12 protein-coding genes and 1 other annotated feature are annotated in these 14,683 nt (G+C 39.4%); of the genes, 1 reads left to right on the top strand and 11 read right to left on the bottom strand.

What is annotated here, in order from left to right:
* Positions 1-316 precede the first annotated feature (316 nt).
* On the top strand, positions 317-1,810 hold the full coding sequence (locus DWV85_RS01065) for a DASS family sodium-coupled anion symporter (RefSeq protein ID WP_123137843.1): 1,494 nt from the start codon (positions 317-319) through the stop codon (positions 1,808-1,810).
* A 163-nt stretch (positions 1,811-1,973) separates the two neighbouring features.
* Here the strand turns inward: DWV85_RS01065 and DWV85_RS01060 are convergent, their stop codons facing one another.
* The 11 genes from DWV85_RS01060 to alaS form a co-directional block, all read right to left on the bottom strand.
* Complete coding sequence (locus DWV85_RS01060; RefSeq protein WP_123137842.1) at positions 1,974-3,179, bottom strand: MFS transporter; 1,206 nt, start codon at positions 3,177-3,179, stop codon at positions 1,974-1,976.
* 158 nt (positions 3,180-3,337) lie between these two features.
* On the bottom strand, positions 3,338-5,248 hold the full coding sequence (thrS, locus tag DWV85_RS01055; RefSeq protein ID WP_123137841.1) for a threonine--tRNA ligase: 1,911 nt from the start codon (positions 5,246-5,248) through the stop codon (positions 3,338-3,340).
* Positions 5,249-5,389: 141 nt separating this feature from the next.
* Positions 5,390-5,622, bottom strand: a binding site (T-box leader).
* A 240-nt stretch (positions 5,623-5,862) separates the two neighbouring features.
* Positions 5,863-6,852, bottom strand: coding sequence for a hypothetical protein (locus DWV85_RS01050; protein ID WP_123137840.1), 990 nt, complete (start codon positions 6,850-6,852; stop codon positions 5,863-5,865).
* A gap of 101 nt (positions 6,853-6,953) precedes the next feature.
* Entirely contained in the window at positions 6,954-7,229 is a 276-nt protein-coding gene (locus tag DWV85_RS01045) for a DUF4911 domain-containing protein (protein ID WP_004696352.1), read from the bottom strand.
* A 3-nt stretch (positions 7,230-7,232) separates the two neighbouring features.
* The gene (locus tag DWV85_RS01040; protein WP_123137839.1) at positions 7,233-8,477 is read right to left on the bottom strand and encodes a U32 family peptidase; all 1,245 of its coding nucleotides are present in this window, start codon (positions 8,475-8,477) and stop codon (positions 7,233-7,235) included.
* Positions 8,477-9,085 (bottom strand): O-methyltransferase, encoded by a 609-nt coding sequence (locus DWV85_RS01035; protein WP_123137838.1) that lies wholly within the window; start codon positions 9,083-9,085, stop codon positions 8,477-8,479. The genes DWV85_RS01040 and DWV85_RS01035 overlap by 1 nt, the downstream gene beginning before the upstream one ends.
* 23 nt (positions 9,086-9,108) lie before the next feature.
* The gene (gene mltG, locus DWV85_RS01030) at positions 9,109-10,542 is read right to left on the bottom strand and encodes an endolytic transglycosylase MltG (RefSeq protein ID WP_123137837.1); all 1,434 of its coding nucleotides are present in this window, start codon (positions 10,540-10,542) and stop codon (positions 9,109-9,111) included.
* Positions 10,543-10,785: 243 nt separating this feature from the next.
* Positions 10,786-11,082, bottom strand: coding sequence for a DUF1292 domain-containing protein (locus tag DWV85_RS01025; protein WP_004696361.1), 297 nt, complete (start codon positions 11,080-11,082; stop codon positions 10,786-10,788).
* A gap of 26 nt (positions 11,083-11,108) precedes the next feature.
* Positions 11,109-11,528, bottom strand: coding sequence for a Holliday junction resolvase RuvX (ruvX, locus tag DWV85_RS01020; RefSeq protein WP_004696363.1), 420 nt, complete (start codon positions 11,526-11,528; stop codon positions 11,109-11,111).
* A complete protein-coding gene (locus DWV85_RS01015; RefSeq protein ID WP_004696366.1) occupies positions 11,528-11,788 on the bottom strand; it encodes an IreB family regulatory phosphoprotein in 261 nt (86 codons plus the stop codon). Before DWV85_RS01015 ends, ruvX begins: the two co-directional genes overlap by 1 nt.
* Positions 11,789-11,942: 154 nt before the next feature.
* Positions 11,943-14,558, bottom strand: a complete 2,616-nt coding sequence (alaS, locus tag DWV85_RS01010; RefSeq protein ID WP_123137836.1) for an alanine--tRNA ligase — start codon at positions 14,556-14,558, stop codon at positions 11,943-11,945.
* Positions 14,559-14,683: the final 125 nt, after the last annotated feature.

Below are 14,683 nucleotides of genomic sequence, written 5' to 3'. Positions count from 1 at the left end.
GGATGGCCTCTGCTTCATAAATTACTTAATTATAATAACAAATCGAACCGTGAAAGTCAACAATAATCTTGAGCTTTTCTTGATAAATTTATTATTACAACTCATATAGTATAACAAACTATCTATGTTCTGTATATATGTGTTATTACTGACAAGTAGACCGCTTTAAGTATACAATAGTCTTATAGATTTATAATTAATTTTCTAAAAAATACGATAACAATAATAAATATAAATATATATTTATTTACGCTAACGATAACTAGAAAAATATTTATATTAATTAAGCATTAAACATATTGAAAGGAGTTTTATCATGAGTACAACAAACAGTGCCCCTCCTCTAAAGGTACGTACAAACACTCAAAATATCGGTCTCATTCTTTCCTTTATTGTTCTCGGTGGCATTTTATTATTACCAACACCAGAAACATTATCTACTGGTGGTCATCGTATGATTGGTGTCCTCGCCTTTGCTATCATCTTATGGATGACGTCAGCTGTATCCTATCCGGTAAGTGCGACCATGATTACGGCGCTCACAGCCTTGTTACTAGGTTTCGCTCCAAATCCAGAGGCGCCAGCAAAAGCTATGGGCACAGCTAATGCCTTAAAACTAATTATTTCAGGTTATTCTTCTCCTGCGATGATTCTCGTAGGTGCCGCTATGTTGATTTCCGTAGCTATGCGTAAAACGGGACTAGATCGTCGCATTGCCATGCTCGTATTATCTAGCGTAGGCACAAAGGTAAGCCGCATTTATTTAGGTGTTATTATTACAGGTCTTATTCTAGCCTTCTTTGTACCGAGTGCAACAGCTCGTATCGCTTGTCTTGCTCCAATTATTATCGGTATCGTTGAAAACCTAGGTATTGAACGTAAAAGTCGCGTAGCAGCTCTCCTCATGGTAGGCGCCGTACAGGTAGATACCTTTTGGAATATCATGATTCAAACAGCAGCCGCCCAAAACCTCGTAGCTGTTGGGTTTATGCAAACACAGATGAACACATCTGTAAGTTGGATTGATTGGCTCACAGCAGCTGCACCATTCTCAATTATTATGGCTATCATTACCTACTTTGTAACGCAAGCTTTAATTAAACCTGAATTTAAAGAACTCGTTGGCGGTGATGTACAACTCGCTAAAATGCGTAAAGAAATCGGTCCAATGACATTCGATGAAAAAAAACTATTATGTATCTCTATTGGTCTATTAGCATTGTGGGCGACGGGAGGTAAATTACATACCATCGATACTACAACCTCAACAATCGTAGCCATCGCACTATTCTTCTTCCCTAATCTTGGTATTCTAGAATGGAAATTTGCCCAATCCAACATAGATTGGGGATCTATTGTCATGTTTGGTGCTGGTATCGGTCTTGGTTCTGTATTACTTAAAACGAAAGCGGCCACCTGGCTCGCTCAAGTATTCGTAAATGCCTTTTCCCTTGAAACGGCAAGCGTATTCCTTTTGATTGCTATTATGGCTGCCTTTCTGATTTTAATCCACCTTGGATTTGCATCAGCTACAGCCCTCTCCTCTGCCATGATTCCTATCGTAATATCCATCGTTATGGGACACTCCGCAGAAGGTCTTAATCCACTTGGTGTAACAATGCTTATGCAATATGCAATCTGCTTTGGTTTAGTATTACCAGTAAACTCACCACAAGGCATGGTAGCTTATGGAACAGATACATTTGACGTAAAAACATTTATGACTACAGGGATTCCATTAACCATCATCGGCTATGTCATGATACTCGTATTTTCACTTACATACTGGCATTGGATTGGAATTGCTTAAGTCTAAATATTTTAAATAAGCCAAACTCTCTAAATAATTCTAATATTATAAATTAAACATACTATAAAAGGCTCTGTCTTATGACAGAGCCTTTTATTTTTATATGAGTTTCAATATAAAACGTCTATGTTCTTTTCAATGAAAAGCTTTCACAAATATTTATTTATTCTAGTTCCTTACCTTTAAGTTCAGGAATCAAGAATACTGTTGCTAAAATATCGATTACATAGATAATCGCGAGGAAAGCGATTGCCACTTGGTAGGAGTACAGTGAGATGATCATGCCTACTACCATTGGGCTAAAGCCACCTACGGCACGACCAATGTTAAATAATACGTTTTGAGCTGTTGCACGAGCACTTGTTGGATATGCTTCCGCCATCAAGGCACCGTAGCCACCCATCATACCATTTACAGAGGCCCCTAATATAGCACCAGCAAATAGCATAGCTGTTGGATCAGATAGTTGAGAGTAAATCAAGATAGATGCCACAGCACATACTTGGAACAAAATAAATGTCGGTTTACGGCCAATTTTATCAGCCAATCGTCCGAATAACCAAATGCCGACCATCATACCACATACAGTTACGGCAGTCCACAAACCCGATTTTGTAAGAGAAAACCCTAATTGCTTACTCAAGAAGTTAGGCAACCAAATCATAATACCGTAGTAACCAAAGTTTTGAACAGATGTTAAAATAGCAACACCTATAGAGGTCTTTGTAGTTCTTACATCTTTTACTAATAACTTGAATGAGTTCGTATGGGAATGTTCCTTAATTTCTTTACTTTGAACAAAGATTTCTGGTTCATGTAATTTCGCACGGAAGAACCAGGCTACAAAGGCAGGAATAATGCCAACCATGAACATACCACGCCAGCCAATATAAGGGAGTAATACGGGCGTTAACAGTGCTGCGGCCAATACGCCTAACTGCCAACCGATGGCAACATAGCTCGTCGCTTTTGCACGGTGTTGTGCAGGCCATGCTTCAGCTGCTAAGGCCATACCAATACCGAATTCACCGCCTAAACCGATACCGGCAATTGTACGATATATGAGAAGATCCCAATAACCTTGTGCAAAAGCACATAGACCAGTGAATACAGCAAATAAGACAATAGTCCATGTCAACACACGAACACGACCAAACTTATCTGACAAGGTACCAAAGATAAAACCACCAATAACAGCACCTACCAAGGTCCACGTCACAAGGGAACCTGCTTGACCAGTAGTCAAGCCTAAGTCCCCTGAAATCAAGGTTAGCATAAAGCCGAGAATCAAGAGATCAAACCCATCCATGGCATAGCCAATAGAGGAACCAATAACAGCTTTCCAACCGTATGAATTTACTTCTTTCATAGTCATTTCCTTTCGCTACTCACAGGTAACAATTAAAGAGAATATAATACAAAATCCCCCTCTTATAATTTCATCACTATTAAATTATACAGACTAATTTAAATTGTGCAAGATGTGAGGGGGATTTATAACATTATAATTACTAGGATGGTAAATAATTAGTTGCGTTCTTTAATTTCAGTTTTAATAGAATTGAAGAATTCTTCGAATGGTACGGAGCCCAATTCGTCACCACCGTGTTTACGAACATTAACTGTGCCTTCTTCGACCTCTTTATCACCCACAACAAGCATGTATGGAACCTTTGCCATTTGTGCTTGGCGGATTTTGTAACCGATTTTTTCGCTGCGATCGTCTACTTCTACGCGTACATAGTCGCGGTGCATTTGTTTTGCTAATTTCTCAGCGTACTCAACGTGTTTTTCAGAAATAGGTAAGATTTTAACTTGTACAGGAGCCATCCAAGTTGGGAATGCACCTGCATAGTGTTCAGTCAAGATACCGATGAAACGTTCCATGGAGCCGAAGCATGCACGGTGAATCATGATAGGACGGTGTTTTTGACCATCTTCACCAACGTAATCGATTTGGAAACGTTCAGGTAAGTTCATATCCAATTGGATAGTACCACATTGCCATGTACGACCCAAGGAGTCTTCGATGTGGTAATCCAACTTAGGACCATAGAAAGCACCATCGCCAGGGTTGATTACATAAGGAATGCCTTTTGCTTCGATAGCATTACGCAATGCTTCTGTAGCTGCTTCCCAAATCGCATCATCGCCCATTGCATTGTCAGGTTTAGTGGACAATTCCACATGGTATTTCAAACCGAATTGGCTATAGATACGGTCGAACAATTCGATAACTTTCATCAACTCAGATTGCATTTGGGATGGCAACATAAATACGTGAGCATCGTCTTGTGTGAAAGCACGTACCCGGAACAAGCCGTGTAATGCACCAGATAATTCATGACGGTGAACTAGACCAAGTTCAGCGTAACGCAATGGGAAGTCACGGTAAGAATGCATTTCGTTTTGATAAACCAAGATACCGCCTGGGCAGTTCATTGGTTTAATTGCATATTCTTCTTCGTCAATAATTGTAGTGTACATATTTTCGCGGTAATGGAACCAGTGACCAGATGTTTCCCACAATTGTTTGTTCAAGATGATTGGTGTACGAATTTCTTCGTATTCAAATTCATGGTGAACTTCGCGCCAGAAGTTTTCTAATTCGTTGCGAAGAGCCATGCCTTTTGGCAAGAAGAATGGGAAACCAGGACCTTCTTCTTTGATAACGAACAAGCCAAGTTCTTTACCAAGTTTACGGTGGTCACGTTTAGCCGCTTCTTCAAGCAAGTGAAGGTATGCATCAAGTTCTTCTTTCTTTTCAAATGCAGTACCGTAAATACGTTGCAACATTTTATTCTTTTCATCGCCGCGCCAGTATGCACCTGCAATGCTTTGTAATTTGAAAGCTTTCACCTTGCCAGTGGATGCCACGTGGGGTCCTGCGCAAAGATCGATGAAATCGCCTTGAGAATAGCAAGAGATGATTGCATCTTCAGGAAGGTCTTGAATCAATTCTACCTTGTAGTCTTCGTTTTTAGATTTGAAGAACTCGATAGCTTCTTGACGAGGCATAACGGATTTAGTAATCGGTAAATTTTCTTTTACGATGCGGCTCATTTCCTTTTCGATTTTACCCAAATCTTCAGGAGTCAAAGTATGTTCCATATCGATATCATAGTAGAAACCCTTATCGATAGCAGGACCGATAGCCAATTTAGCTTCAGGCCATAAACGTTTAACAGCTTGTGCCAAGATATGAGAAGCTGTGTGGCGCAAAGTATGTTTACCACCATCTTCTTCGAATGTTAAGAATGCTACTTCAGAACCATCAACGAGTTCTTCGCGAAGGTCTGTTAATTCGCCATTTACATTTGCAGCTAGTACTTTTTTAGCCAAGCTGTTAGATAATTGTTTTACTGCTTCCCCAAGAGTAGTGCCAGCAGCGTATTTCTTTGCACTACCATCAGGTAAAATGATTTTTACATCTGCCATTTTTCTTTCCTCCAATTTATAAACTAGGATAGCTTTGATTTTTCATTGTCCCCAATATGCTCACATACCACACAATACATAAGCATTGTGTAAATAGCTTGTAGAAATTGGGTAATAAAAAAAGACCTTCTATCCCTACAAACAAGGGACGAAGATCATTCGCGGTTCCACCCTAGTTAACTACCTATACGAATATATGTGTATAGTTAATTCACTTCATTAAGCCCGATAACGGTGGCGGCCGTACTTGCCTACTTAGGTTCGACAAATCAGTTTAAAGGGGGTAACTCTAATATATGTGTAAGGCATTTCCAGCATCTGCCTCTCTCTGGTACACAGGGATAAAAGAATCATGTCCTTTGCATCACTTTTACTAGATTATAGTATCATAGAGGACTAAAAATTTCAATACAGTTTAACTGGAAATTTAATAAGAACTATAAATTGTAATTGTTGTTAGAGCAATATACTATAAACTTCAGCTTTATTTTTACCTATATACATTTATTTTTAAAAGAAAACGGCCCGAGAATGATATGGTCCCCTTTACTAGATAACCAGTGAAGGCGGAACATATCAGAATCTCGAGCCATTTTATATACATTATTTGTAAATTAGCGTTTGAAGTTTGTAGACAACATAGCGCCAATTACTTTTTCCAATTTGCTAGTGGAAAGGTCTGGACCTTTATAGAGTGTTAAGAGCACGTCATTAGAGTTATCTTGTTTAGATACCATCATAACGCCACTACCGCGAGCCCCGTTATCATCGTAATCTTTCGCTACGATAACAAGGTTCAAATAATGGTCCTTCATGTATGTATACACCTTGCTTGTACGCGCAGAGGAGCCGATCATTTTTGCCATATTCATACCACGGTTAAATACGATTGCATTTGCATTATGAGGATTTGCCGCTAATTGTTGCTTCTCTTCTTCATTTAGAGGCATGAGGTTTACCATGAGGGAGTCACCCATCTTGCCGCGGAACATGGCTGGCATCGTTTCGCGCACGTCATCAGGAATACCTGTGTCAGCAGTCAATTTCAATTCCTTAGGAACGGTCATGTATAAAATGCCCTTGCTATTGCGTCCCACCTCTGTTGTACTGAGGTCTACAGCGCTAAGCATAATGGAATCTTTAATGGTCGCTACTTGATTAGCCAACGGTTTTTCAGGAACGCCACGGCTCGCCAATTGTACATCGCCAGATTTAGTTTTCTTCAATGTTTCCACATTCCAGCTTGCGCCTTTTTTGTCTGCATCGCTAGCTTCTGTGAAAGCATTCGCCCCGTCTTTTGTGCCTACATATACATAGGTTTGAGCCGGGATGATGGTATCTGGTGCACCAGATTTATTGAATGCCGCACCATATACTACATTAGGAATCACAGTAGAGCCAATTTGTAAATTGTTGTTAGTTTGGCTTTCCACATCAAAATTGATATTCCCTATGAAAGTCATATCAGGACCGTGGTTGATAACAACCACATCTCCTGCTTGAGGAATGATTACAGGACCTACAGGACCCGCCATAGCTACACCTGCCATAGATACTCCAAGGCAAGCTGTTAATAATGTGCGTTTCAAAATAGATTGTTTCATAGATATACTCTCATTTCTCTACAATTTGTATACATTTGATGTAATTGTAAATCTAGTATAATCATAAAATTCCCTCATACGATTTACAATCAAAATTATACTTAACCTTCTATAGTGACATAGTCGGATAAGCTACTCAATACTTCAAGCGCCAAGAGCCTTGTAGATGGTGTGCAGCGCAACATACACCGCCCACTCGTATCTACCGAGGTCATAACACCTAAATATTCATAGCCTTCAATGATGCGATTGATGAAATTCGTATGCTTAGGATTAATGTGAAAGTACACATACGCTTCTTCTCCAGAGGTTGCTAAATCGGGTACATCTGGAAATGCACCGATTGATTTACTCGGCTCTAAGGCTGTACCGCTCATAAACTATTCATCTTCTTTAGGTTTGCACTCGCGACGCATCATGGAGTAAGGTTCAAGAGGTGTATCCATGTAAATGCGTACTTTCATTTGTGCATGCGGTGCTACATCGATAGGATTACCATCTTCATCTGTCATTTTTTCGATAACAGTTTCAACGAGTTCCCCTTTTGGTTGACAGAATTCTACCTTATCACCCACCTTGAAGTTATTACGTTGTTCAAGATCAACGTATTTTTCTTCTTCGTTGTAGCCCATAACTAAACCGATGAAGTCATGACTTTGAGTATTCGTAGATTTACCATAGTTTTGCGCCGTTTCATCAGGACGACCTTCAGCAAAGCCGTCTGTATAAGGGCGATGGGAAATCTTTTCTAATTCTGCAATCCATTCTGGACGAACGTACCAATCTTTACCTTCTTTAAGGTATGTATCAATCGCTGTGCGATATACTTTTGCCACTGTGGCACAGTAGTGAACGGATTTCATGCGACCTTCGATTTTAAGGCTATCAATACCAGCTTCATATAGATCTGGAATGCGGTGAATTAAACACAAGTCTTTAGAGTTAAAGATATACGTGCCATGTTCATCTTCTTCGATTGGGTAATATTCACCAGGTCGATTAGATTCCACAAGAGAATATTTCCATCGACAAGATTGAGAACATTGACCACGGTTCGCATCGCGATTACCTGTCATATAGTTAGACAATAAGCAGCGACCAGAGTAAGAAATACACATAGAACCATGTACGAAGGACTCAATTTCAATATCTACATGATCCTTCATTTCTTTAAGGTCTGCTAAGGATACTTCGCGAGCCGCTACAACACGTGTGGCACCAAGTTCTTTCCACATTTGAACTGTATGCCAATTTGTAGTAGACGCTTGTGTGCTTACGTGAAGTTCTAAACCTGGAGCTACGCGCTTAGCAAGGCTAAAGATACCCATATCGGCAACGATGATAGCATCAACACCGATACTTTCAAGGAATTTCAAATAATCCTCTAAACCTTCGAAGTCCTCGTTGTGAGGAATGATATTACATGTAACATGAATCTTTTTACCATGTGTATGTACAAATTCTACAGCTTCCTTTAATTCCTCGTCGGAGAAATTAGAGTTTCCTGCGCGCAAGCCAAAGCGTTTACCTGCGCAATATACGGCATCCGCACCATAGCGGATAGCCATTTTAAGCTTGTCCATATTACCTGCAGGACAAAGCAATTCCATAAAATGTTCTGCCATTATTTGTTGTGCCCTTTCCACACACTCACACTCATACCATCACCCATTGGGTAAATAGTAGTGTTAAACAATTCTTTATTTTCAACATATATTAAGTATTCTTGTAACCGTTTTACGATAGTTTTGAACCGTTTTGGTGGTTCCTTATCGCCCCTTACATAACCTCTAAAGAGTACATTATCTGCAAGAATGACGCCCCCTTCTTTCACATGTGGCAGAATAAGTTCAAGTTGTTTTAAATATTGCCCCTTTGGACCATCTAAAAACACTAGATCATATTCGCCTGTGAGTTCCGTTAAGACTTGAGACGCATCGCCTTTCAGCAATGTAATGTTATCGGCATAATCGGATTGGTTAATATAATATTTCGCCATTTCGTGACGCACATCATCCAGTTCAATGGATGTAATATGCCCCTCTTCCTCGTCGAGTAGCGGAGCCATCAACAAAGCGGAGTAACCAATGGCTGTGCCCACCTCTAACACAGAGGTGGGCCGGTACAAACCTATTAATTCTTCAAATAGATGAACCTCAGATTCTCGTAAAATCGGCACATCATTAATCATCGCGTAAATACGCTGTTCATTTAAAATATCATTTAATGTCATGAAAGTAGATTAAATCTCCTACATTATCTATTGTTAGTACCACTAGGAACTACCAACGTAGAGCGTTCAGCAGGATTTGCAGGTTCTACCTGAATTTGTGGTACTTGTTGTGCATTAGGAATCACATTTTGCATCGATTCAGGTACAGGTGTCGTCGTTGGTACATACGTATTGTTATTTGTATTATTTCCATAGGATGGAGCAGCCGGCGTGACTTGCGTCGATGATTGATTTTGTGTTGAACCTGGTACAGGATCTGGAATCTCAGCTGCTGGAACTGTAGTCGGTGTGTATTTATAACTAGGTTCTACGTCAACATATTGAGAATCTGCTTCCACCGCTTCTGCAGAACTATAATTATAATTAGGCTCTGTAGTCGCTACTGCTACGTCATAGTTAGGACCAGCTTGTGCAGCTACTTCAGTATTAGCAGAAGAATTTTTTACCGTGTCAGCACCATAAATTTTATTAACCGCTGCTAAATGTTCTTCGTAAGATTTAGAGAAGTGATTATGCCCCTCTTTATCTGCTACGAAGTATAAATAATCTGTATTTTCAGAATGTAAAACTGCATCTAAAGCTTTTTTACCAGGATTTGCAATTGGACCTGGTGGTAAACCTTTAGATACATATGTATTATATGGGCTTTGCAATTGTGTATCCCCAATCGTTACATTTTCCTTTGCATAACCAAGTACATAGGAAATAGTCGCATCAGATTGCAATGGAATACCATGTGCTAAACGCTTTTTGAATACCCCTGCAATAGTTGGACGGTCTGCATCAAATAAAGATTCTCGTTCAACGATAGATGCCAAGGTTACAAAGTCATGAATACTCATATGTTGAGCTTGAATTTGTTTCTTCACAGCTGGTGTAAGGTAACGATTCATTTCGTCAGCCATCATTTGAATAACATCACGAGGCGTAGCACCTACGGGGATTTCATACGTACTTGGGAACAAGAAGCCTTCTACAGGATATGTAGCAGGTTTTGTGCCTTTCATATATGGGTATGGTACATAGGTCTTAGCTTCAGCTAAGAAGTCCTTCGCCTTCATAATTTGATTCTTTTCAAGAACGATAGCAATATCACCAACTGTATATCCTTCTGGAATTGTAACACGAATAGATTCTACATGACCTTCTTGTAACAAGGAAATGAGTTCGCGCACAGTTACTTTATTAGGTATTTGATAATGTCCAGTTTGAAGCTTATCATTGGTACCGCTCAAATATAACCAGAGCTTAAAGCCTTGAGTTGAGCGAATAAGCCCTCTTTCAAAAAGCATATCTGCAATTTCAGTACCCGTTTGACCTTTTTCAATAACGACTACTTGTGTTCCATCATCTTGAGCAAAGGTATTCGGTACAAAGTACAATGCACCAAGGCCTCCACCAATAATTAATATACCTACAATAACTAGGATCAAAATATATCTTAAGGCTTTTCTCACGTTGTTGAGTTCCTTTCTGTAACATAACAGTATATCAATTCATTATACCATAAACTCTATATTTCCCCTATATAAAAGGGCAATGATTCTACTTATTCCATTTTATGCAATATATTAATTTTATATATTTGTTATGCCCTTAGCATGAATGAAGTCCCTTCTTTGTACAACAATGATAATGTATAACAAAATAAAAATAGCGCATTGTCCACTGACAACACGCTAAATTTATGCTAAAGACAATTATTCGTCTTCATCCATGTCTTCATACAATTTTACTAGAGTTTCAAAGTTTTCATCTTCTTCATCCAAAGGTACGTATTCTTCTACGCCTTCTTCATTTGTTTCGATGCGAGCCAAGATCATGTACGTGTCATCTTGACCTTCATGGTCGGCATCTTCATCTTGTACATGTACAAGAACGGCATACTCTTGACCTTCATGGTTCAAGATAACATCTTCTGTGAAGTATTGTTTATTACCATGTTCATCTTCGAATTCCAAATAATACACTTCACCTTCAAAATTTTGGTCAACCATTGGAAACCCTCCTTAAAGAAAAATACTTATTTATTAAACTGCAAGCGATCTAAATATCCTTGCAAAATTACAACCGCTGCCATTTTATCAATAACAGATTTACGCTTTTTACGGCTCACGTCAGCCGCAATGAGTTGACGTTCAGCCATAACAGTAGATAACCGCTCATCCCAATATGTAACAGGTAAATCGATGACTTCCTTCATCTTTGCAACGAATTCTTCAGTCTTTTCAGCCCGTTCACCTTTTGTACCATTCATATTTTTCGGCATACCTACCACAAGTTCATGTACTTCATATTCAGAAATGAGTTCTTGTAAGCGATTAAAGTCTTTTTCTAGAGATGTTCTACGAATGGTTTCAATACCTTGTGCAGTCATGAGCAGTGCATCGCTACAGGCAATACCAATAGTACGGCTGCCTACATCTAATGACATAATTCTCATTATAGTTGTTTAGCCTTTGCGTATTCTTTCAACAATTCTTCAATCAAGTCATCACGTTCTAAACGACGGATATCGGAACGCGCATTATTATAACTTGTTATGTACGCAGGATCTCCAGAGATTAGATACCCTAAGATTTGATTTATTGGATTGTAACCTTTTTCTTGAATAGATTGATAAACACGCGTAAGCACCTCTTCAGCTGTCATCGGTTCATCGTCTACTTTACGGAATAACATGGTTTCATCTGAAACGTTCATCGTATCCCTCCTTTTTATTACATCGGCAGATTTCACTATACAAGTGAAATCTCACCTACTATTATACTTGAATTAAAGCTACAAAGTCAGTAACTTTTTATGCATTATAAAAAATTTCTATAACAGAAACAAGTATAATTATAAAATTATATGCCTATTGTAACATAGATTTTAAGGCTTCACCACCAGCTTTTAATGCTTCCATTAATTTAGCTGGCTCTTTGCCACCTGCTTGTGCCATATCTGGACGGCCACCGCCATTACCTCCAGCTACTTGAGCTGCGGCTTTAACAATATTACCTGCTTTTGCACCTTTAGCAACGACATCTTTAGAAACTTTACAAACAAAGTTTACCTTATCATCGCCCATAGCAGCGCCTACAAGAACCACACCAGAGCCATTCAATTTATCAAGGCCCATATCAGCTAAATCACGTAATTCATCAATGGAGGACGCTTTTACAGCTGCGCCAACAAATTCAACGTCACCTACCACAACTTTACCAGCGATGATATCAGCCGCACCAGCTGCAGATAACTCTTTGCGAATTTGTTCTAATTCTTTCGCTGTGTCCTTAGCTTCCGTCAACACTTGATGTAAGCGTTCTTCTATTTGAGGAGCTTTAGTTTTAAGCTCGCTTGCCATGCGTTCAATAGTCAAACGATCTTGTTTTGCTGCATCGAGAGCTGCACGACCTGTAATCGCTTCAATACGACGTACACCAGAACCGATACCAGCTTCAGATGTTAAACGGAAGGAACTAATGAAAGCTGTATTGCCTACATGAGAACCACCACATAATTCAACGGAGAAGCCAGGAACCTCTACAACGCGAACTACATCGCCATATTTATCACCAAAGAGTGCCATCGCACCTTTCGCTTTTGCTTCGTCCATTGACATTTCAGCGATAGCTAGGTCCGTAGCTTTTAAAATTTCTTCGTTTACAAGTGCTTCAATTTGATCAAGTTCCTCTTGTGTTACAGGGGAAAAATGAGTGAAGTCAAAACGCAAGTAATCAGGAGTTACTAGAGAACCAGCTTGGTTAACATGCTCGCCAAGAACTTTTTTCAATGCTGCATGTAACAAGTGTGTTGCTGTATGGTTACGGGCCATTGCTGCGCGACGATTTGTATCCACTTCAAGCGTTACATCATCACCTTCAGAGATAGAACCTTCTATAACAGTACCGATATGATATACAGTGCCTTCTGGTAAACGTTTTGTATTATGAACCTCTACCTTACCCATTGGGCCCACGATAAAGCCTGTATCACCTAATTGACCGCCCCCTTCAGCATGGAAAGGAGTAGTGCGTACGATAACAGTAATTTCATCGCCGTCAGCTGCTGTTTGTAAGCGTTCAGAACCTTTACCAAGCATCAATACGGAGGATGCAGTTTCTGCTTCATCTTCAACAAGTTCTTCATCTTTCAAGAATGTAATGTCTGGTGTTGCTACCTTCGCATCTTCTTTTACACGAGCTTCACGAGCGCGTTCACGTTGTTCTTTCATAGCAGCTTCAAAACCTTCATGGTCTATTGTAAAGCCCCGTTCAGAAGCTATTTCCTCTGTTAATTCCCAAGGGAATCCATATGTATCATATAGTTTAAATACTTCTGTACCAGGAACAACAGTTGCTTTTTCAGCAGCTAATGTATCAATTAAAGAGTTTAACAACTCAAGACCTTGTTCCAATGTTTGGTTAAAGCGTTCTTCTTCGTTTTGTACAACACGTTTAACGAAATCTTGTTTCTCAGCGATGGATTTAATACCAGGTCCTAGAATGTCTACGACTACATCAATAAGAGATGTTAAGAAGATACCTTCGATACCAAGTAAACGTCCATGACGTACGGCACGGCGTAAAATGCGACGCAATACGTAGCCACGACCTTCATTAGACGGTAACACACCATCGGAAATCAATGCTGTGACAGCACGAGCATGGTCAGCAATAACCTTCAAAGAAACATCTGTATTTGGATCTTCGTTATATTTCACACCAGCCCGTTTTGCAGTAGCTTCAATAATAGGGAAAATCAAATCAGTTTCAAAGTTTGTTTTACAACCTTGTAATACGGAAGCCAATCGTTCAAGACCAGCGCCTGTATCAATGTTTTTGTGTTGTAATGGTTCATAGGAACCATCTGGCATTTTATTAAATTGAGTAAATACTAAGTTCCAGATTTCAAGATAGCGATCGCAGTCACAACCTGGTGCACAATTAGGATCATCACAACCATGTTCAGGACCTTGGTCGAAGAAGATTTCACTATCAGGGCCGCATGGGCCTTCACCAATTTCCCAGAAGTTATCTTCAAGGCGTGTAATATGGCTTTCCTCTACACCACAATCATTATGCCATGTATCATACGCTTCTTGGTCATCTGGATATACAGTGACATATAGTCTATTTTTATCGAGTTTAATAACCTCAGTTAAGAACTCCCATGCCCAGTGAATCGCTTCTTTTTTGAAGTAATCACCGAAGGAGAAGTTACCAAGCATTTCAAAGAATGTATGGTGACGAGCTGTGCGGCCTACATTTTCAAGGTCACCAGTACGCATACATTTTTGGCTTGTTGTAATACGATGACAAGGAGGTACCAATTTACCTGTAAAGAAAGGCTTTAATGGCGCCATACCTGCCCCGATCAATAACAAAGACGGATCGTTTTCTGGTATAAGAGAAAAACTATCTAATTTTAAATGTCCTTTACTTTCAAAAAACTGCAAGTATGCTTGACGCAGTTCATTACCCTTCATGTGTATATTCCTCCTAAAATTATTTACTCTTCATTATAACTCAAAAACGATATAAAATCTATTAAAAACATTGAGATTATGCGGAATTTACGCACTTTCACACCAATTCAAGCAAACCGTAAAAA

Origin of the sequence: Veillonella sp. AF13-2 (assembly GCF_003603295.1) — a bacterium.
Lineage (GTDB): Bacteria > Bacillota > Negativicutes > Veillonellales > Veillonellaceae > Veillonella > Veillonella parvula_E.
The sequence above is the reverse complement of the archived record's forward strand: the minus strand, read 5'-3'. Positions and strand labels throughout refer to the sequence as shown.

Bases quoted from the DNA above. Each gene is read 5' to 3' on its own strand.
- DWV85_RS01065 (WP_123137843.1), top strand. From the start codon at position 317: ATGAGTACAACAAACAGTGCCCCTCCTCTAAAGGTACGTACAAACACT.
- DWV85_RS01060 (WP_123137842.1), bottom strand. From the start codon at position 3,179: ATGAAAGAAGTAAATTCATACGGTTGGAAAGCTGTTATTGGTTCCTCT.
- thrS (WP_123137841.1), bottom strand. From the start codon at position 5,248: ATGGCAGATGTAAAAATCATTTTACCTGATGGTAGTGCAAAGAAATAC.
- DWV85_RS01050 (WP_123137840.1), bottom strand. From the start codon at position 6,852: ATGAAACAATCTATTTTGAAACGCACATTATTAACAGCTTGCCTTGGA.
- DWV85_RS01045 (WP_004696352.1), bottom strand. From the start codon at position 7,229: ATGAGCGGTACAGCCTTAGAGCCGAGTAAATCAATCGGTGCATTTCCA.
- DWV85_RS01040 (WP_123137839.1), bottom strand. From the start codon at position 8,477: ATGGCAGAACATTTTATGGAATTGCTTTGTCCTGCAGGTAATATGGAC.
- DWV85_RS01035 (WP_123137838.1), bottom strand. From the start codon at position 9,085: ATGACATTAAATGATATTTTAAATGAACAGCGTATTTACGCGATGATT.
- DWV85_RS01025 (WP_004696361.1), bottom strand. From the start codon at position 11,082: ATGGTTGACCAAAATTTTGAAGGTGAAGTGTATTATTTGGAATTCGAA.
- ruvX (WP_004696363.1), bottom strand. From the start codon at position 11,528: ATGAGAATTATGTCATTAGATGTAGGCAGCCGTACTATTGGTATTGCC.
- DWV85_RS01015 (WP_004696366.1), bottom strand. From the start codon at position 11,788: ATGAACGTTTCAGATGAAACCATGTTATTCCGTAAAGTAGACGATGAA.
- alaS (WP_123137836.1), bottom strand. From the start codon at position 14,558: ATGAAGGGTAATGAACTGCGTCAAGCATACTTGCAGTTTTTTGAAAGT.